Annotated in this window: 17 protein-coding genes; 13 read left to right on the top strand and 4 right to left on the bottom strand. The window is 60.8% G+C overall.

Annotated elements, in window-relative coordinates; translation table 11 throughout:
• Positions 1–74: 74 nt before the first annotated feature.
• The 3 genes from VLA07_RS06745 to gap all read right to left on the bottom strand — a co-directional run bounded on the left by VLA07_RS06745 (position 75) and on the right by gap (position 2876).
• On the bottom strand, positions 75–1040 hold the full coding sequence (locus VLA07_RS06745; RefSeq protein WP_330206656.1) for a FecR family protein: 966 nt from the start codon (positions 1038–1040) through the stop codon (positions 75–77).
• Between the two features lie 124 nt (positions 1041–1164).
• Positions 1165–1683, bottom strand: a complete 519-nt coding sequence (locus VLA07_RS06750; RefSeq protein ID WP_047599555.1) for an RNA polymerase sigma factor — start codon at positions 1681–1683, stop codon at positions 1165–1167.
• Positions 1684–1874: 191 nt separating this feature from the next.
• Positions 1875–2876 (bottom strand): type I glyceraldehyde-3-phosphate dehydrogenase, encoded by a 1002-nt coding sequence (gap, locus tag VLA07_RS06755; RefSeq protein ID WP_333988672.1) that lies wholly within the window; start codon positions 2874–2876, stop codon positions 1875–1877.
• Positions 2877–3096: 220 nt separating this feature from the next.
• On the opposite strand from gap, the gene edd reads away from it, so the two are divergent.
• From edd to VLA07_RS06810, 11 genes are all read left to right on the top strand, one after another.
• Positions 3097–4923 carry a phosphogluconate dehydratase gene (gene edd, locus VLA07_RS06760; protein WP_047599558.1) on the top strand — a complete coding sequence of 609 codons (1827 nt, stop codon included), beginning with the start codon at positions 3097–3099 and terminating at the stop codon, positions 4921–4923.
• Positions 4920–5879 (top strand): glucokinase, encoded by a 960-nt coding sequence (locus VLA07_RS06765; protein ID WP_247269615.1) that lies wholly within the window; start codon positions 4920–4922, stop codon positions 5877–5879. The genes edd and VLA07_RS06765 overlap by 4 nt, the downstream gene beginning before the upstream one ends.
• A gap of 314 nt (positions 5880–6193) precedes the next feature.
• Positions 6194–6925: a response regulator gene (locus tag VLA07_RS06770; RefSeq protein WP_007917879.1), complete on the top strand. Its 732-nt coding sequence runs from the start codon at positions 6194–6196 to the stop codon at positions 6923–6925.
• On the top strand, positions 6915–8384 hold the full coding sequence (locus VLA07_RS06775; protein WP_333988675.1) for an ATP-binding protein: 1470 nt from the start codon (positions 6915–6917) through the stop codon (positions 8382–8384). Before VLA07_RS06770 ends, VLA07_RS06775 begins: the two co-directional genes overlap by 11 nt.
• 212 nt (positions 8385–8596) lie before the next feature.
• The gene (locus VLA07_RS06780; RefSeq protein ID WP_333988676.1) at positions 8597–9856 is read left to right on the top strand and encodes a D-mannose isomerase; all 1260 of its coding nucleotides are present in this window, start codon (positions 8597–8599) and stop codon (positions 9854–9856) included.
• A gap of 118 nt (positions 9857–9974) precedes the next feature.
• Positions 9975–11276 carry an ABC transporter substrate-binding protein gene (locus VLA07_RS06785; RefSeq protein WP_027612563.1) on the top strand — a complete coding sequence of 434 codons (1302 nt, stop codon included), beginning with the start codon at positions 9975–9977 and terminating at the stop codon, positions 11274–11276.
• Positions 11277–11426: 150 nt separating this feature from the next.
• Complete coding sequence (locus VLA07_RS06790; RefSeq protein WP_007917874.1) at positions 11427–12335, top strand: carbohydrate ABC transporter permease; 909 nt, start codon at positions 11427–11429, stop codon at positions 12333–12335.
• Positions 12328–13173, top strand: coding sequence for a carbohydrate ABC transporter permease (locus tag VLA07_RS06795; RefSeq protein ID WP_007969317.1), 846 nt, complete (start codon positions 12328–12330; stop codon positions 13171–13173). Before VLA07_RS06790 ends, VLA07_RS06795 begins: the two co-directional genes overlap by 8 nt.
• Before the next feature lie 2 nt (positions 13174–13175).
• Positions 13176–14336 (top strand): ABC transporter ATP-binding protein, encoded by a 1161-nt coding sequence (locus VLA07_RS06800; RefSeq protein ID WP_333988679.1) that lies wholly within the window; start codon positions 13176–13178, stop codon positions 14334–14336.
• Positions 14337–14527: 191 nt separating this feature from the next.
• On the top strand, positions 14528–15877 hold the full coding sequence (locus tag VLA07_RS06805; protein WP_027612565.1) for a carbohydrate porin: 1350 nt from the start codon (positions 14528–14530) through the stop codon (positions 15875–15877).
• Positions 15878–16162: 285 nt separating this feature from the next.
• Entirely contained in the window at positions 16163–17017 is an 855-nt protein-coding gene (locus tag VLA07_RS06810; protein ID WP_007969321.1) for a D-hexose-6-phosphate mutarotase, read from the top strand.
• Positions 17018–17154: 137 nt separating this feature from the next.
• On the opposite strand, the gene VLA07_RS06815 is transcribed toward VLA07_RS06810, so the two are convergent.
• The gene (locus tag VLA07_RS06815) at positions 17155–18015 is read right to left on the bottom strand and encodes a MurR/RpiR family transcriptional regulator (RefSeq protein ID WP_169842436.1); all 861 of its coding nucleotides are present in this window, start codon (positions 18013–18015) and stop codon (positions 17155–17157) included.
• 226 nt (positions 18016–18241) lie between these two features.
• On the opposite strand from VLA07_RS06815, the gene zwf reads away from it, so the two are divergent.
• Positions 18242–19708 carry a glucose-6-phosphate dehydrogenase gene (zwf, locus tag VLA07_RS06820; protein ID WP_097085913.1) on the top strand — a complete coding sequence of 489 codons (1467 nt, stop codon included), beginning with the start codon at positions 18242–18244 and terminating at the stop codon, positions 19706–19708.
• Positions 19695–20408, top strand: coding sequence for a 6-phosphogluconolactonase (gene pgl / locus VLA07_RS06825; protein WP_095137060.1), 714 nt, complete (start codon positions 19695–19697; stop codon positions 20406–20408). Before zwf ends, pgl begins: the two co-directional genes overlap by 14 nt.
• Positions 20409–20423: the final 15 nt, after the last annotated feature.

Here is a 20423-nt window from a genome sequence, read left to right on the forward strand (position 1 = left end):
CGAAGATGCGAATCAATTGCATTGGCTATAACGAGACGAACGGGCTTTGGCTATCGAGTAAAAATAATTCTCATTTAGTTCAGGATCACCAGCGCGGGGAATTCCTGCAGGCGCGCCGAGGTGATGTGGGCGAGGGAACGCACCACGTCCAGCGGCTGGTCGAGGCGGTAATTGCCGGTGACGTTGACGTCGGCCAACTGCTCGTTGGTGTTGATGATCCAGCCCGGGTAGTAGCGGCGCAGTTCGGCCAGCACCTGATTCAACGGGCAGTTCTCGAACACCAGGCGGCCCTGGACCCAGGCCAGATCAGTCGCAGCATCGAGCTTGGCCGGGCGATCGAAACCGTTGGGCCCGATACGGATGCTTTCCCCGGCGGACAAGCGCACCCGCGCGTCGTTGTGCGTGGCGCGCAGATCGACATCGCCGCGCTGCACATTGACCTGCGCAACGCCGTCCAGATAGCGCACGGCGAACGCGGTGTCGCGCACGCTGGCCTGCACCGGGCCGGCATCGATTTCCAGCGGTTGACCACGGTTGCTGGCCACCTCGAAAAACGCTTCGCCCTGATACAGCCGCGCCACGCGCTGGCGCTCATTGATGGTGCTGGAGAATGCCGAGTTCGTGTTGAGCAGCACCTTGGAGCCATCCTCCAGTTGCAGGCGCTGACGTTCGCCGACCACGGTCAGGTGATCGGCCTGAATGCGCATCGGCAGATTGCTGAAACTGAACAGGCCCAGAATCAGCACCGCAGCGGTGGCCAACGGTTTCCAGTGCGGACGCAACCGCTTGAGGACGGTGACTTTCGCCGGTTTGGTCGCGAGGCTTTGCGCGCACTGGGCGACTTGCGGCCCGTCCCAGACTGCCTGCGCCTTGGCGAACGCCTCGGCATTCAACGGAGCGGCCGCCAGCCAGGCATGGAACTGCCGGGTCTGTTCCTCGTCCGGGCTGCCGAGCACAATGAGCCAGTCGAGTGCCTGATCCATTGCACGGGCGGCGTCCTGCGCCGTTGCGGGCGAAGGCGAGCGGTGGGTGTCCGTCACGGTGTTTCCTCGGCAGTGTCTGTGCACGGCTGTTTTTTAAATGAAGCGTAAAAGTCGGCCAAGGGTAGCAAAGCCCAATGATCAGTGCAGGCGATCCCGACACTTACAGAAAAGCCCTACGACTTCAGTCGCCATTCAGACGTTCGGCGACGCCAATACAAATGGTCATGATCAGCTTGAGTTCTTTCTGCACGGTGCTGAGGGAAACATTCAGTTCGTCGGCGATTTCCTGATAGCTGTGCCCGTGCAGGCGACTGAGGATGAAAATCTGCTGCTGACGCGGGCTGAGTTGACTGAGGCTCACGTTCAGGCGCTCCAGCAATTGTTCGGCGTGGGCGGCGTCTTCGGCGCTGCTGGCGGGGGCGGCGACGCTGTGCACCACGTCCTGTGGCACGTCATCGACCATGGTCCGCGAATGGATCTTGCGCGCACGCAGATGATCCAGCGCCAGATTGCGCGCGGTCTGGAACACGAAGGGTTCAAGGTGATCGATGGCGCGCTCGCTCAGCGCCCGCGTGACGCGCAGGTAGGTCTCCTGCAACAGGTCTTCGGCGGTGCTGTGGTTGTTGACCATCCGCTCGATCGTGCGCAGCAGGGACGTGCGCTGAGAGAGGAAGACATGATTGAAGCGCGATTGACTCACGGGGGAACCTGATCCATTTCGAGCGAATGATAATGCTTATCATCTAGTCGAGTGGTCAAGTGTTGATTTCAGATTGAAATCAGAAACCTGTGGGAGCGGGCTTGCTCGCGAATGCGGTGAGTCAGTCGATACATCAATTGCCTGACACGACGCCTTCGCGAGCAAGCCCGCTCCCACATGGGAGGAAGGAATTACTCCGCGTTGCAGAGCGCCAGGCAGTTATCCAGCATGCGGTTGGAGAAGCCCCATTCGTTGTCGTACCAGGCCAGCACCTTCAGCAGTTTGCCGCTGACTTTGGTGTGGTTGGCATCGAAGATCGACGACAGCGGGTTGTGGTTGAAGTCGCTGGAAACCAGCGGCAACGTGTTGTAACCCAAAATTTTCGAGTGCTGGCTGGCCGCCTTCATCAGCGCGTTGACCTCGTCGGCCGTGGCTTCCTTCTTCAGCTGCACCGTCAGGTCCACCAGCGACACATTGATCACCGGCACCCGCACGGCCATGCCGGTCAGTTTGCCCGCCAGTTCCGGCAGCACCAGGCCTACCGCTTCGGCGGCGCCGGTCTTGCTCGGGATCATGTTCTGCGTGGCCGAACGCGCGCGGTACGGGTCGGTGTGGTAGACGTCGGTCAGGTTCTGGTCGTTGGTGTAGGCATGAATCGTGGTCATCAGGCCGCTTTCGATCCCCAGCTCGCGGTGCAACACCTGCGCCACTGGCGCCAGGCAGTTGGTGGTGCACGACGCGTTGGAGATGATCTGGTGCGACTGGCGCAGAATGTCGTGGTTCACGCCGTACACCACGGTGGCATCGGCGCCTTTGGCCGGGGCCGAGATGATGACTTTGCGCGCGCCGGCAGTAAGATGCGCGGCGGCTTTGGCACGGTCGGTGAACAGACCGGTGCATTCGAACACCACGTCGATCTTTTCCGCCGCCCATGGCAGCTCGGCCGGGTTGCGAATGGCGCTGACCGCAATACGGTCGCCATTGACCGTCAGGCTTTCGTTGTCGTGAGCCACTTCGGCGTCGAATGTGCCATGAACGGTGTCGTATTTGAGCAGATGGGCATTGATGGCGCTGTCGCCCAGATCGTTGATGGCTACGATCTGCAAATCCTGTCGATAGCCTTGGGTATACAGTGCGCGCAGGACATTACGGCCGATGCGGCCAAAACCATTGATTGCGATTCGAAGAGTCATTGAACAGCGCCGCCGTCGTTTTGTTGTTGGAATTACAAGATTATTCGCATAAAAATAGAAAACAAGCCTTTTTAGTGGCAATATTTTGTTTTATCTACAACGAGTGACCTGAATCAACTGGTCCGAATGGTCAAAAAAGCCGTCTGTCATTCCAACAACAACGGCGTTTGATCAGCATAGACAATCAGGTCGCCACATCCGTTAGCCTGGAGTTCTACACATGCATCCCCGCGTTCTTGAGGTCACCGAACGGCTTATCGCCCGCAGCCGCGCCACGCGTCAGGCTTACCTTGCACTGATTCGCGGTGCCGCTACCGACGGGCCGATGCGCGGCAAGCTGCAATGCGCCAACTTCGCCCATGGCGTGGCCGGGTGCGGCAGCGAAGACAAGCACAGCTTGCGGATGATGAACTCGGCGAACATCGCCATTGTTTCTTCGTATAACGACATGCTCTCGGCGCACCAGCCGTACGAAGTCTTTCCCCAGCAGATCAAAAACGCCTTGCGCGAAATCGGCTCGGTCGGCCAGTTCGCCGGTGGTACGCCGGCGATGTGCGATGGCGTGACCCAGGGCGAGCCGGGCATGGAGCTGAGCCTGCCGAGCCGCGAAGTGATCGCGATGTCCACGGCGGTGGCGCTTTCGCACAACATGTTCGACGGCGCGCTGATGCTCGGCATCTGCGACAAGATCGTGCCGGGGCTGATGATGGGTTCGCTGCGCTTCGGCCATCTGCCGACGATTTTCGTCCCGGGCGGGCCGATGGTCTCGGGGATTTCCAACAAGGAAAAAGCCGACGTGCGGCAGAAGTACGCCGAAGGCAAGGCGACCCGCGAAGAGCTGCTGGAATCGGAGATGAAGTCCTACCACAGCCCGGGTACCTGCACCTTCTACGGCACCGCCAACACCAACCAGTTGCTGATGGAAGTCATGGGCCTGCACTTGCCGGGCGCGTCTTTCGTCAACCCGAACACTCCGCTGCGTGATGCCCTGACCCGCGAAGCCGCGCATCAGGTGACGCGCCTGACCAAGCAGAACGGCAACTTCATGCCGATCGGCGAAATCGTCGACGAGAAGGCGCTGGTCAACTCGATCGTCGCGCTGCACGCCACCGGCGGCTCGACCAACCACACCCTGCACATGCCGGCCATCGCCATGGCTGCGGGTATTCAATTGACCTGGCAGGACATGGCCGACCTCTCCGAAGTCGTGCCGACCCTGAGCCACGTCTACCCGAACGGCAAGGCCGACATCAACCACTTCCAGGCCGCTGGCGGTATGTCGTTCCTGATCCGTGAGCTGCTCGAAGCCGGCCTGCTGCACGAAGACGTCAACACCGTGCTCGGCCATGGCTTGAGCCGCTACACCAAAGAGCCGTTCCTCGATAACGGTGAGCTGGTGTGGCGCGAAGGCCCGATCGAAAGCCTCGACGAAAACATCCTGCGCCCGGTCGCCCGTGCATTCTCCGCCGAGGGCGGTCTGCGGGTGATGGAAGGCAACCTCGGTCGCGGGGTGATGAAAGTCTCCGCCGTGGCGCTGGAAAACCAGATCGTCGAAGCACCGGCCATGGTGTTCCAGGATCAGCAGGATCTGGCCGATGCGTTCAAGGCCGGTTTGCTGGAGAAGGATTTTGTCGCGGTGATGCGCTTCCAGGGCCCGCGCTCCAATGGCATGCCCGAGCTGCACAAGATGACGCCGTTCCTCGGCGTGCTGCAGGATCGCGGCTTCAAAGTCGCGCTGGTGACCGACGGGCGCATGTCCGGCGCGTCGGGGAAAATCCCGGCGGCGATTCACGTCAGCCCCGAAGCTTATGTCGGTGGTGCTTTGGCGCGGGTGCAAGAGGGCGATATCATCCGCGTCGATGGCGTCAAAGGCACTTTGGAACTCAAGGTCGACGCCGCCGAATTTGCAGCGCGTGAACCTGCCAAAGGCCTGTTGGGCAACAACATCGGCAGCGGTCGCGAACTGTTTGGCTTCATGCGTTTGGCCTTCAGCTCGGCGGAGCAGGGCGCCAGCGCCTTCACTTCTGCCCTGGAGACGCTTAATTGAAACTGGCTTTGGTCGGTGATATCGGAGGCACCAACGCGCGGTTCGCGTTGTGGAAAAACCAGCAACTGGAATCGGTTCAGGTGCTGGCGACAGCCGACCACGCCAGCCCGGAACAGGCGATCAGCCTGTACCTGAGCGGCCTCGGTCTGGCGCCGGGTTCGATCGGTTCGGTGTGCCTGTCGGTGGCGGGGCCGGTGAGTGGTGATGAATTCAAATTCACCAACAACCACTGGCGCCTGAGCCGCACTGCGTTCTGCAAAACCTTGCAGGTCGAGCAACTGCTGCTGATCAACGACTTCTCGGCGATGGCGCTGGGCATGACCCGCTTGCAACCCGGCGAATTCCGCGTGGTCTGCGAAGGCACGCCGGAGCCGTTGCGCCCGGCGGTGGTGATCGGCCCGGGCACTGGCCTGGGCGTCGGCACCTTGCTCGATCTCGGCGAAGGGCGGTTTGCCGCCTTGCCGGGGGAGGGCGGTCACGTTGATCTGCCGCTGAGCAGCCCGCGTGAAACCCAGCTCTGGCAGCACATCCACAACGAGATTGGGCACGTCAGCGCCGAGACTGCGTTGAGCGGCGGCGGCTTGCCTCGTGTGTACCGGGCGATCTGTGCGGTGGACGGACATGAACCAACGCTTGATACGCCAGAAGCGATCACCGCAGCCGGCCTGGCTGGCGATCCGATCGCGCTGGAAGTGCTGGAGCAGTTCTGCTGCTGGCTCGGCCGCGTGGCCGGCAACAACGTGCTAACCACCGGTGGGCGTGGCGGCGTGTACATCGTTGGCGGGGTGATTCCGCGCTTTGCCGATTTCTTCGTCGAAAGCGGCTTCGCCCGCAGCTTTGCCGACAAGGGCTGCATGAGCGATTATTTCAAGGGCATTCCGGTGTGGCTGGTGACGGCGCCGTATTCCGGGTTGGTGGGTGCCGGTGTGGCACTGGAGCAAGCAATCCCTGCCTGAAACACGATCCAATTGTGGGAGCGGGGGGGGGGGGGGGGGGGGGGGGGGGGGGGNCATTCCGGTGTGGCTGGTGACGGCGCCGTATTCCGGGTTGGTGGGTGCCGGTGTGGCACTGGAGCAAGCAATCCCTGCCTGAAACACGATCCAATTGTGGGAGCGGGCTTGCTCGCGAAAGCAGGGTGTCAGTCACCGTAGATGTCTCTGATACACCGCTTTCGCGAGCAAGCCCGCTCCCACAGTGGTTCTGTGGTGTTTGCAAGTTCGATGCTTAAGGCATAATCCGCCCCAATTCCAACAACAAGGATGCCTTCGAAGTGAGCTCAGTCAACAAGTCGATATTGTTGGTCGATGACGACCAGGAAATACGCGAGTTGCTGGAAACCTACCTGACCCGCGCCGGGTTTCAGGTGCGGGCCACGGCCGATGGCGCCAGTTTCCGCCAGGCCCTCAACGAGGCGCCCAGCGATCTGGTGATCCTCGATGTGATGCTGCCCGATGAAGACGGTTTCAGCCTGTGCCGCTGGGTGCGCCAGCATCCGCGTCAGGCGCAGGTGCCGATCATCATGCTCACCGCCAGTTCCGACGAAGCCGACCGGGTAATCGGGCTGGAGCTCGGCGCTGACGACTACCTCGGCAAACCTTTCAGCCCCCGCGAGCTGCAAGCCCGAATCAAGGCGCTGCTGCGTCGCGCGCAGTTCGGTCAAGAGCGCAGCGGCAGCGACGTACTGGCCTTCGACGAGTGGCGGCTGGACATGGTCAGTCATCGGCTGTTTCACACCGACGGTGAGGAAGTGATTCTCTCCGGTGCCGACTTTGCGCTGCTGAAGTTGTTTCTCGATCATCCGCAGGAAATCCTCGACCGCGACACCATCGGCAACGCCACCCGTGGCCGCGACCTGATGCCGCTCGACCGGATTGTCGACATGGCCGTCAGCCGCTTGCGCCAACGTCTGCGCGACACGGAAAAACCGCCACGACTGATCCGCACCGTGCGCGGCAGTGGCTACCAACTGGCAGCCAATGTGGTTGCCGGCAATGCTCACTGAGTCGCTGCGCCGGCTCGCCAGCAAAGTCCCGGTGCCGCGTTCGCTGCTTGGGCGGATGCTGCTGCTGACCTTGTTGGCGGTGTTGTTTGCGCAGACGTTGTCGAGCGTGATCTGGGTCTCGCAACTGCGCGCCACCCAGCTCGAAGGCCTGGTCACCAGCGCCCGCAGCCTGGCCCATTCGATGACCGCCAGCGTCAGCTATTTCCGTTCGCTGCCGGTGGCGTATCGACCGCTGGTGCTCGACCAGTTGCGCAGCATGGGCGGCACCCGGTTCGTGGTGACGCTCAACGACAAACCGCTGGGTATGGACGTGTTGCCGATCACCCCGCGCAAGGCTGCGGTGATTCAGGCGGTGGACGAAGTGTTGCGCCAGTCGCTGGGCCACGATACCGATATCTCGGTGACCTTCGTCAGCCCCGAGGATCTGCGGATCTTCAATGCCGGGCTGAAACTCGATGAGCTGCCGCGCTCGTGGGCGCATTACGCACTGACGCTGGAACCGGTGAATCCGCCGGTGCTGGTCACGCAGATTCAAATGGCGCCGGGCGAATGGCTGTACATCGCCTCGTTGCTGCCCGAACCCTACACCAGTCTCGAAGAGCAAGGCCTGCCGGCACAGCAGGTGTGGTTCATCGTCCTCACCAGCGGCTTTTTGCTGCTGTTCATCGGCCTGTTGGTGCACTGGCAGAGCCGGCCGCTCAAGCGTCTGGCGCGGGCGGCGCGGGATCTGTCGCTGGGCGCCGACGTCGAGCCGGTGGCCGAGGGCGGCGGCAGTGAAGTGGTGGAAGTGGGCCGTGCTTTCAACACCATGCGCGAGCGCATCAGCCGTTACCTGACCGAGCGCAGCCAGTTGTTCAGCGCGATTTCCCATGACCTGCGCACACCGATCACCCGTCTGCGCTTGCGCGTCGAACTGCTCGAAGACGAGACGCTGCAAGCCAAGTTCGGCCGCGATCTGGATGAGCTGGAGTTGCTGGTAAAGGGCGCGCTGCAATGCGTGAAAGACACCGACATCCACGAGAACATCGAGCCGGTGGATCTCAATCATGTGCTCGATTGTCTGGTGGAGCCGTACCTGGCGCCCAACGGCAATGGCCGCGTGACCCAGCAAGGCAAGGCACTGGCGGCGTATCCGGGTAAGCCTCTGGCGTTGAAGCGCTGCATCGGCAACCTGATCGACAACGCGTTGAAGTATGGGCAGAACGCGCATCTGCACATCGACGACGATGAGCGCGCGTTTGTCCTGCACGTCGACGATGAAGGCCCGGGGGTTCCGGAGCAGCGGCTGGAGCAGGTGTTCGAGCCGCACTTTCGCTTGGCCGGGCAGCAGCAGGGTTATGGTCTCGGATTGGGCATTGCGCGCAACATTGCTCACAGCCATGGCGGTGAGGTGACGTTGCAGAACTTGCGTGAGGGCGGGTTGCGGGTGACGTTGCAGTTGCCGCGCAGTGCTGACTGATACCGCCCCTGTGGCGAGGGAGCTTGCTCCCGCTGGACTGCGCAGCAGGCCTCTTTTGGTGCCGCTTCGCGCCACAGCGGGAGCAAGCTCCCTCGCCACAAGTAATATGTGAATGTCACGAGCTGGTGACAAAACCCGCCCCCTTCGTTACAAGCCCACCCCGGCCCGTTGTTTAGACTGCCCGCAGTCATAACAACAAAAAAGGGCCACTCATGGACACCTTTCACCCAGACTTCAGCAGTTGGCTGAATGCCCCTGCCCACCAGCAATGGCTCGCCGACGAAGGTCTGCGCCTGCTGGCATTCGCCAAGGCTTCCAGACTGCCCGAGGGTTTCGGCAATCTCGACGAGCGCGGCCGTTTGCCGGCGCACGCGCAAGCCGAAACCATGAACACCGCGCGCATGACCCACAGTTTCGCCATGGCCCATATTCAGGGCCTGCCGGGGTTTGCCGAACTGGTCGATCACGGTATCGCAGCCTTGCGCGGACCATTGCGTGATGCGCTGCACGGCGGCTGGTTTGCGGTCGCCGAACATCGCGATGGCAACACCGGCAAGAACGCCTATCTGCATGCCTTTGTCGCACTCGCGGTCAGCTCGGCGGTGGTCGCGCAGCGTCCCGGCGCCCAGGCGCTGCTGGATGATGCGATCGACATCATCGACACGTATTTCTGGAGCGAAGAAGAGGGCGCCATGCGCGAATTCTTCAATCGCGACTGGCGCGAAGAAGAGGCCTATCGCGGCGCCAACAGCAACATGCACGCCACCGAAGCGTTCCTCGCGCTGGCCGATGTCACTGAAGATCCGCGCTGGCTGGTACGTGCGCAGCGCATCGTCGAGCGGGTGATTCACGGTCACGCCGCCGCCAACGGCTACATGGTCATCGAGCACTTCGACCGCGACTGGCAACCGCTGCGCGAGTACAACCACGACAATCCCGCCGATGGCTTCCGCCCTTACGGCACCACGCCGGGCCACGGTTTCGAGTGGGCGCGGCTGTTGCTGCACCTCGAAGCCGCGCGGGTTCAGGCCGGGATGCTCACGCCGGGCTGGCTGGCGACCGATGCACAGAAACTCTTCGAACAGAATTGCCGCAACGGCTGGGACGTCGATGGCGCGCCGGGGATCGTTTACACCCTCGACTGGGGCAACAAAGCCGTGGTGCGTCATCGCTTGCACTGGACCCATGCTGAAGCCAGCGCGGCTGCCAGCGCCTTGCTCAAACGCACCGGTGATGCGCAATACGAAACCTGGTACCGGCTGTTCTGGGAATTCTGTGAAGGCCATTTCATCGATCGCTGCGACGGCAGCTGGCATCACGAACTCGATCCGCAAAACCGTCCGAGCGCCGATATCTGGCCGGGCAAACCCGATCTGTATCATGCCTGGCAGGCGGTATTGATCCCTCGTCTACCCTTGTCACCGAGTATGGCGACAGCTCTGGCGCAAATATCCCGGCCTGTTCCTGTGTAACCATGTGGTGACATTTGCGCGTCCCTTCGTTACCTGCGAAGGGAATCGCCCTGTTTAAACTCCTGTGCAGCGCAAGCACCAGACTTGCATGCATAACAACAAGAAAGGTACATCTCAGATGAATGCGATTTCTCGCCTCGCTACTGTCATTTCTGTCGCCTCCCTGTTCCCGCTCGCAATTCTGCCTCTCAGTGTTTCCGCTGCCGAATCCAAAGGTTCGGTCGAAGTCGTGCACTGGTGGACCTCCGGTGGCGAAAAAGCCGCTGTCGATGTGCTCAAGGCGCAAGTTGAAAAAGACGGTTTCACCTGGAAAGACGGCGCTGTCGCCGGCGGTGGCGGTGCCACGGCCATGACCGTGCTGAAAAGCCGCGCCGTTGCCGGCAACCCACCAGGTGTCGCCCAGATCAAGGGCCCGGACATCCAGGAGTGGGCTTCCACCGGTCTGCTCGACACCGACGTCCTGAAGGACGTGGCCAAAGAAGAGAAGTGGGACAGCCTGCTCGACAAGAAAGTCTCCGATACCGTGAAGTACGACGGTGATTACGTGGCCGTACCGGTGAACATTCACCGGGTGAACTGGCTGTGGATCAACCCGGAAGTCTTCAAAAAGGCCGGCATCACCAAGAACCCGACCACCCTCGAAGAATTCTACGCCGCCGGCGACAAGCTCAAGGCTGCGGGCTTCATCCCGCTGGCCCACGGCGGTCAGCCTTGGCAGGACAGCACCGTGTTCGAAGCCGTGGTGCTCTCGGTCATGGGCGTTGATGGTTACAAGAAAGCCCTGGTCGACCTGGACAACAAAGCGCTGACCGGTCCGGAAATGGTCAAGGCGCTGACCGAGCTGAAGAAAGTCGCGACCTACATGGATCAGGACGGCAAAGGCCAGGACTGGAACCTGGAAGCGGCCAAGGTCATCAACGGCAAGGCCGGCATGCAGATCATGGGTGACTGGGCCAAGTCCGAATGGACCGCCGCCAAGAAAGTCGCCGGCAAGGATTACGAGTGCGTGGCCTTCCCGGGGACCGACAAGGCGTTCACCTACAACATCGACTCCCTGGCGGTGTTCAAGCAGAAAGACAAAGGCACTGCGGCCGGTCAGCAGGACATCGCCAAAGTCGTGCTGGGTGAAAACTTCCAGAAAGTCTTCAGCATCAACAAAGGCTCGATCCCGGTACGTAACGACATGTTGAACAACATGGACAAACTCGGTTTCGACTCCTGCGCGCAGACCGCTGCCAAGGACTTCCTGGCAGACGCCAAGTCCGGTGGTCTGCAGCCGAGCATGGCGCACAACATGGCGACCACGCTGGCGGTGCAGGGCGCGTTCTTTGATGTCGTGACCAACTACATCAACGACCCGAAAGCCGACCCGGCCGATGCGGCCAAGAAACTGGGCGCGGCGGTTCAGTCGGCCAAGTAATCCTTGGCCCCTGTAGGAGTGAGCCTGCTCGCGATAGCAGTTTGTCAGGTAACAGATTCATCAACTGACACACCGCAATCGCGAGCAGGCTCACTCCTACAAGGGGACGAGTTGCCCAAGTAGTCCTTTTCTCTCGTACTGGATTTCCCCATGAGTTCTGTTGCTGTGTTCAGCAAGGCCTCGCCGTTCGATGCACTGCAGCGCTGGCTACCGAAACTGGTGCTGGCGCCGAGCATGTTCATCGTGCTGGTGGGCTTCTATGGCTACATCCTGTGGACGTTCGTGCTGTCGTTCACCACCTCGACGTTCCTGCCCAACTACAAGTGGGCCGGCCTGGCGCAATACGCGCGGTTGTTCGACAACGATCGCTGGTGGGTGGCGAGCAAGAACCTCGCGGTGTTCGGTGGCATGTTCATCGGCATCACCCTGGTGATCGGTGTGCTGCTGGCAGTGTTCCTCGACCAGCGCATCCGTCGCGAAGGCTTTATCCGCACCATTTACCTGTACCCGATGGCGCTCTCGATGATCGTCACCGGTACCGCGTGGAAATGGCTGCTCAACCCGGGCATGGGCCTGGACAAATTGTTGCGTGACTGGGGCTGGGAAGGCTTCCGTCTGGACTGGCTGATCGACCCGGATCGCGTGGTCTACTGCCTGGTGATCGCCGCCGTGTGGCAAGCCTCGGGCTTCATCATGGCAATGTTCCTCGCCGGCCTGCGCGGGGTTGATCAGTCGATCATCCGTGCCGCGCAGATCGATGGCGCGAGCATGCCGACCATCTACTGGAAAGTCGTACTGCCAAGCCTGCGTCCGGTGTTCTTCAGTGCGGTGATGATCCTCGCCCACATCGCGATCAAGAGCTTCGACCTGGTCGCGGCGATGACGGCGGGTGGCCCGGGTTATTCCTCCGACCTGCCGGCGATGTTCATGTACTCCTTCACCTTCAGTCGCGGCCAGATGGGCATGGGCTCGGCCAGTGCGATTCTGATGCTCGGTGCGATTCTCGCGATCATCGTGCCTTACCTGTACTCCGAGCTGAGGACCAAGCGTAATGACTAGTCTCGCTGCCAAACCCGCTTTCAGCCTGAGTCGCGTCGCGATCTACGCGGTGCTGATCCTCGCGGTCCTGCTGTACCTGATTCCGCTGGTGGTGATGCTGCTGACCAGTTTCAAGACCCCGGAAGACATCAGCACCGGCAACCTGCTCAGTTGGCCGACCGTGGTCAGCGGCATCGGCTGGGTCAAGGCCTGGGCCACGGTGGACGGTTACTTCTGGAACTCGATCAAGATCACCGTGCCGGCCGTGGTCATCTCCACTGCCATCGGCGCGTTGAACGGCTACGTGCTGTCGTTCTGGCGCTTCCGCGGTTCGCAGCTGTTCTTCGGTCTGCTGCTGTTCGGCTGCTTCCTGCCGTTCCAGACCGTGCTGCTGCCGGCTTCGTTCACCCTCGGCAAGATGGGCCTGGCGAGCACCACCACCGGCCTCGTCTTCGTTCACGTGGTCTATGGTCTGGCGTTTACCACGCTGTTTTTCCGTAACTACTACGTGAGCATTCCCGATGCGCTGATCAAGGCTGCACGGCTGGATGGCGCGGGTTTCTTCACGATCTTCCGGCAGATCATTCTGCCGATGTCGACCCCGATCATCATGGTCTGCCTGATCTGGCAGTTCACCCAGATCTGGAACGACTTCCTGTTCGGTGTGGTGTTCTCCAGCGGTGATTCGCAACCGATCACGGTGGCGCTGAACAACCTGGTCAACACCAGCACCGGCGCCAAGGAATACAACGTTGATATGGCAGCGGCGATGATCGCCGGCCTGCCGACCCTGCTGGTCTATGTGGTCGCAGGCAAGTATTTCGTGCGCGGGCTGACGGCCGGCGCAGTCAAGGGGTAATCATGGCAACGCTCGAACTTCGCAACGTCAACAAGACCTACGGTGCCGGCCTGCCGGACACCCTGAAGAACATCGAACTGTCGATCAAGGACGGTGAGTTCCTGATCCTGGTCGGCCCGTCGGGCTGCGGCAAATCGACCCTGATGAACTGCATCGCCGGCCTCGAGACCATCAGCGGTGGCGCGATCATGATCGGCGATCAGGATGTCAGCGGCATGAGCCCGAAGGATCGTGACATCGCCATGGTGTTCCAGTCCTACGCGCTGTACCCGACCATGAGCGTGCGCGAGAACATCGAGTTCGGTCTGAAAATTCGCAAGATGAGCCAGTCGGCGATCGACGAAGAAGTCGCGCGCGTGGCCAAGCTGCTGCAGATCGAACACTTGCTCAACCGCAAGCCGGGCCAGCTCTCCGGTGGTCAGCAACAGCGGGTGGCGATGGGCCGTGCGTTGGCGCGTCGTCCGAAGATCTATCTGTTCGACGAACCGCTGTCGAACCTCGACGCCAAGCTGCGCGTCGAGATGCGCACCGAAATGAAACTGATGCACCAGCGCCTGAAAACCACCACGGTCTACGTGACCCACGACCAGATCGAAGCAATGACCCTGGGCGACAAAGTGGCGGTGATGAAGGACGGGATCATTCAGCAGTTCGGCACGCCGAAAGAGATCTACAACGACCCGGCCAACCTGTTCGTCGCGAGCTTTATCGGTTCGCCGCCGATGAACTTCATTCCGCTGCGTCTGCAACGCAAGGACGGTCGTCTGCTGGCGCTGCTCGACAGCGGTCAGGCGCGTTGCGAGTTGCCGATGAGCATGCAGGATGCAGGGCTGGAAGATCGCGAAGTGATCCTCGGCCTGCGCCCGGAACAGATTGTTCTGGCGAACGGCGAGGGCAATGGTCTGCCGAGCATCAAGGCCGAAGTGCAGGTCACCGAGCCGACCGGTCCGGACACCCTGGTGTTCGTCAACCTGAATGACACCAAGGTCTGCTGCCGCCTGGCACCGGACGTGGCGCCGCAGGTGGGCGAGACCCTGACCCTGCAATTCGATCCGTCGAAAGTGTTGTTGTTCGATGCCAAGACTGGCGAGCGTCTGGGCGTTGCGGGCCAGGCGCAGACCGAAGCGCGGTCGGCGAACGTGGCCCAGTTCAAGGGTCGCTGAAGAGCAATGTAGGAGTGAGCCTGCTCGCGATGACGGTGTATCAGTCGACAGAGATGTTGAATGTAAAACCGCTATCGCGAGCAGGCTCACTCCTACAAGGAGCAAGCGCTGCCCGGTCTGTCGAGCATCGCAATTTATGTAAACCGCGTTGGAAAAAAACAGTTAATAACAATAAAGACGAGGATGTAGGGATGAAAAAGAAACACGTCAATGCCCGGTTGATCTGCCAAGTGTCAGCTGCGGCGGCATTGGTGCTGGCCGGTAACGCCATGGCGGCGGATGCCTTCAGCTCCGACTCGAAATGGATGACCGGTGACTGGGGTGGCGAGCGGACCAAGCTGATCGAGCAGGGTATCGACATCAAGGCTGACTACGTTGGGGAAATGGGCGCCAACCTGCATGGCGGCTATAACGACGACAAGACCGGTCGCTACAGCGATCAGTTCGGTCTGGGCGTGGCGCTGGATCTGCAAAAACTCTGGGGCTGGGACAACACTCAGGCCAAGATCCAGCTGACCAACCGTAACGGGCAAAACATCTCCAACGACCGCGTTGGCGATCCGCGTGCCGGCACTCTGTCGTCTTCGCAGGAAGTCTACGGTCGTGGCCACATGGTGCGTCTGACCCAGTTGTGGATTCAGCACCAGTTCTTCGACAACAAGCTCGACGTCAAGGCCGGTTACTTCGGTGAAGGCGAAGACTTCAACACCTTCCCGTGCGACTTCCAGAACCTGGCGTTCTGCGGCTCGCAAGTGGGTAACTGGGCGACCAACATCTGGTACAACTGGCCGGTCAGCCAGGCCGCGATCCGTGTGAAGTACAACATCAACGACGAGCTCTACGCGCAGATCGGTGCTTACAACCAGAACCCGTCGCAGCTGGAACACGGCAACGGCTTCAAGCTCAGCGGCAGCGGCACCAAAGGTACTGTGTTGCCGGTTGAATTGGTCTGGTCGCCGAAGGTCAACAGCCTGCCGGGTGAATACCGCGTCGGTTACTACAAGAGCACGGCTGACGCCAATGACGTCCGTGAAGACGTCAACGGCTTCGACGCTGCAACCACTGGCGACGCGTACAAGACCCACAGCAGCAAACACGGCTACTGGTTCGTCGCGCAGCAGCAACTCACCAGCCACAACGGTGATGCTTCGCGCGGTCTGAACATCGCCGCCAACGCCACGTTCCACGACAAGGACACCAACTTCATCGACAACTACCAGTCGGTGATGTTTGTCTACAAGGGCCCGTTCGACGCGCGTCCTAAAGATGACGTCGGCATTGGTGCGGCGCGTATCCACGTCAACGATGACGTGAAGAAAAACGCCGAGTTCCTGAATGCTTCCAACGGTGTTTCGGACTACGACAACCCGGTGTTCTCGCCAATTCGTGAAACCGAATACAACTACGAGATCAACTACGGCTTCCACGTCACCAACTGGCTGACCGTACGCCCTAACCTGCAATACATCACTCACCCGGGTGGTGTGGATGAAGTGGACAACGCTTTGGTCGCTGGCCTGAAAATTCAGTCTACGTTCTAACGCTGTTGCGATAAGCTCCTCTCTATGTGCGCATATTTGCGGACAGCCAAGGCTGTCCGCTTTTTTTTGCGACTCGTATACAAGGTTTGTGTCGTGCCCATTTGTGGCGAGGGAGCTCGCTCCCGCTCTGCTGCGCAGCAGTCGTAAATCCTGATGATGAGGTTTAAATGACACACCGCAGTGAATGGTTTTGGGGCCGCTTCGCAGCCCAGCGGGAGCAAGCTCCCTCGCCACAAGAGCAATGTGGATTGTTGAGTACCCCCATGATTTTCAGGACCGTGGCCAATGCATGAGCATCCGCTGCAACGCTTCTTCAAATCCCTGCGCGAGCGACCGGTGTTCGCCTGGGAGCGCTATCAGATGCGCGATGTGCTGGTGATCGACCATCCGCTGTGTCAGGCGGTGTTCAGCCGCCAGGGCGCGCAGTTGCTGCACTTTCAGCCACGCGGGCAGAAACCGTGGCTGTGGTGTGCGGCAAAGTGGCCCCACGTTGGCGCCATTCGCGGCGGCGTGCCGGTGTGCTGGCCGTGGTATGGCCGCCATCCGAGCGAAAATGCCTGGCCATCCCATGGCTGGGCACGACTGCTCGACTGGAAATTGCTCGACAGCAGCAGCGCCGAAGATGGCGTACGTCTGCATTGGCAATTGCAGCTGTGCGACTGGCAGGTTGACCTGCACGCGCACCTGGGTGAACGCATGGAGTTACGCCTGAGCACCGAGCATCAGGACGACATGCCGTGCCAATTGAGCCAGGCTTTGCACGCTTACTGGCGTATTGGTGATGTCGGTGAGATAGCGCTGTCTGGGCTTGAAGGTGCGCAGGGTTATGACCAACTGAGCCGCCAGTCCTGTCAGCAGGAAGGCGAGTTGCGCGTCGATGGCGGCTGTCAGCGGGTGTTCCAGCACGACGGCGAATTACAGCTCAAGGATCACGCCTGGCAGCGCGAGTTGTGCATCGATACCGGTGATAGCGGCGATACCGTGGTCTGGCATCCTGGCTCGCGCCCCCTGTTGGGCGTGAGCTGGGATGAAGTGACGGAGTTCGTTTGTGTCGAAGCGGCGGCGGGCGGTACCGACAGCCTGCATCTGGCGCCGGGGGAGAAGGCGCATTTGAGTTTGCAGGCGTGGGCTGCTGCCTAGATCTGTGGTGTGTCTGCTGACGCCTTCGCGAGCAAGCCCGCTCCCACAGGTGATCGGGTTCCTTCAATTGGAATGCCATCTACTGTGGGAGCGGGCTTGCTCGCGAAGAGGCCGGATCAATCAGCCTAAATTCTGGATCAGTTGAACTCATCACCCACCGGATACCGGCTGGCATTCAAGCTCTCTTTGATCTTGCGCAGATGCGGCTGGAAGTCCACCCCGCGACGCAGCGTCATGCCGGTCGCCAGCACATCCAGTACCGTCAACTGAATGATCCGCGAGGTCATCGGCATATAGATGTCGGTGTCTTCCGGCAGCGGAATGTTCAGGCTCAGGGTACTGGCTTTGGCCAGCGGTGAATTCTCGGCGGTCAGGCCCAGCACCGAAGCGCCGTTCTCCCGGGCGATGCGCGCCACTTCCACCAGTTCGCGGGTGCGGCCGGTGTAGGAAATGATCACGAACAGCTCACCGGTATGCGCCACCGAAGCAATCATTCGCTGCATCAGCACATCGGCATGGGCGGTGACGGCGAGGTTGAAACGGAAGAATTTGTGCTGCGCATCCAAAGCCACAGGCGCTGACGCACCGAGGCCGAAGAAGTGAATCTGCCGCGCCTGAATCAACAGGTCGACGGCGCGGCTGATCAGGTTCGGATCGAGCGCCTGACAAGCACTGTCCAGCGAAGCGATGGCGCTGCCGAAAATCTTCTGCGTGTACGCCTCGGGATTGTCATCGGCCTCCACTGCACGGCTGACATACGCTGCGCCACTGGCCAGGCTTTGCGCCAGTTGCAGCTTGAGTTCAGGGTAGCCGCTGACACCGAACGAACGGCAGAAACGGTTGACCGTCGGCTCGCTCACCGATGCGGCCTGGGCGAGGGCGGCGATGCTGAAGCGGGTGGCCTGCTGCGGGTTGAGCAGGATCACCTCGGCGACTTTGCGTTCGGCCTTGTTCAGCTCTTCAAGGCGACTCTGGATCTGTTCCAGTAAATTTCGCACGCGGTCCATATGGAATTCCTAATTCACCTGCGCAAAGGTGCGCCGGGCTATGCAAATTGGGCCTTTGATGTGGCCCGTAACGGTGGCCTATCCTACTGGTGGCTCCGACCGACCACCACTCGGAATCTGTATTTTGCGAAAATGTTGTGGTTATTACTACATTTTCCCTTGAGTGATGCCTTGAAAAAAGGTATTTGTAGCTTAACTTGATAAAAGAACAAACATCATGCCTTCGATTACGGTTGAACCGTGCACCTTTGCCTTGTTCGGCGCTCTGGGCGATCTGGCCCTGCGCAAGCTGTTTCCTGCCCTTTATCACCTCGATGGCGCCGACCTGTTGCACGAGGACACGCGCATCATCGCGCTGGCCCGTGAACCCGGTTCCGAGCAGCAGCACATGGCGTTCATCGCCGCCGAATTGCGCCGTTACGTCGGCAAAGAGCTGGACGAGGCCGTGGCCGAGCGCTTTCTGGCGCGCCTGAGCTACCTGCACGTCGACTTCCTCAAGGCTGAAGACTATGTGGCGCTGGCCGAAGCGGCCGGCAGCGCGCAACGCATGATTGCCTACTTCGCCACACCGGCAGCGGTGTACGGCGCGATCTGCGAGAACCTGGCGAAAGTCGGTCTGGCAGAAAACACCCGCGTGGTCCTGGAAAAGCCGATCGGCTCCGATCTGGAATCCTCGCGCAAGGTGAACGACGCCGTGGCGCAGTTCTTCCCGGAGAACCGCACCTACCGCATTGACCACTACCTGGGCAAAGAGACCGTCCAGAACCTGATCGCCCTGCGTTTCGCCAACAGCCTGTTCGAAACCCAGTGGAACCAGAATTACATCTCCCACGTGGAAATCACCGTGGCCGAGAAGGTCGGCATCGAAGGCCGCTGGGGCTATTTCGACAAGGCCGGCCAACTGCGCGACATGATCCAGAATCACCTGTTGCAGCTGCTGTGCCTGATCGCCATGGACCCGCCGGCCGACCTGTCCGCCGATAGCATCCGTGATGAAAAGGTAAAGGTGCTCAAGGCCCTGGCGCCGATCAGCCCGGAAGGCCTGACCACCCAAGTGGTGCGCGGTCAGTACATCGCCGGCCACAGCGAAGGCAAATCCGTGCCGGGCTACCTCGAAGAGCCGAATTCCAACACCCAGAGCGACACCGAAACCTTCGTCGCCCTGCGTGCCGACATCCGCAACTGGCGCTGGGCCGGCGTGCCGTTCTACCTGCGCACCGGCAAGCGCATGCCGCAGAAACTGTCGCAGATCGTCATCCACTTCAAGGAACCGTCGCACTACATTTTCGCGCCGGAACAGCGCCTGCAGATCAGCAACAAACTGATCATCCGTCTGCAACCGGACGAAGGCATTTCCTTGCGGGTGATGACCAAGGAGCAGGGCCTGGACAAGGGCATGCAACTGCGCAGCGGCCCGCTACAACTGAATTTCTCCGACACCTGGCGCAGCGCGCGGATCCCCGATGCCTACGAGCGGTTGTTGCTGGAAGTGATGAACGGCAATCAGAACCTGTTTGTCCGTAAAGATGAAATCGAAGCCGCGTGGAAGTGGTGTGACCAGTTGATCGCCGGCTGGAAGAAGTCCGGTGACGCGCCCAAGCCGTATGCGGCCGGGTCGTGGGGGCCGATGAGCTCGATTGCACTGATTACGCGGGACGGGAGGTCGTGGTATGGCGATATCTGATGTGAAACTGCCCGCGGGCGTGAATGCCCACGAATTCAAGAGCCCGGTGCTGTTGGCCGAAGGTCTGGCGCTGAACGTCGCCAAGCAGTTGAGCGATGCCATCGCTGCACGCGGCAACGCGGTGCTGGTGGTCTCAGGCGGTCGCAGCCCGGTGGCGTTTTTTCAGCACCTGGCCAAGCAGGAGCTGGACTGGTCGAAGGTCGTCGTGACCCTCGCCGACGAACGCTGGGTACCGGTCGAACACGCCGACAGCAATGCCGGCCTGCTCAAGCAGTACCTGCTCAAAGGGCCGGCCGCCAAGGCGCAGTTCCTCAGCCTCTACAGCGCGGCGGCCAACGTCGAGCAGGCTGCGGAACAGGCCGACCGTCTGCTCGCGGAATTGCCGCCGATCGACGTGCTGGTGCTGGGCATGGGCGATGACGGTCACACCGCGTCGCTGTTCCCCGACAGCCCGAACCTGACTGAAGCCTTGCAGGCTGACGGCAGCCGTCGCTGCTGGCCAATGCTGGCGCCGAGTGTGCCGCGTCAACGTCTGACCATGAGCCGTGCGCTGCTGGCTTCGGCGAAGCACAAGATTCTGTCGATTTCCGGTCAGTCGAAACTGACCACTCTGAATGCCGCACTGGCATCCGACGACGTCGCGGCCATGCCGGTGCGCGCGTTTCTGCAACCTACGTTAGAGATTTACTGGTGCCCATGAGCCAAGGATCAGCCG

The sequence above is a fragment of the Pseudomonas sp. S3(2024) genome, from assembly GCF_036861315.1.
Taxonomy (GTDB): Bacteria; Pseudomonadota; Gammaproteobacteria; order Pseudomonadales; family Pseudomonadaceae; genus Aquipseudomonas; species Aquipseudomonas putida_A.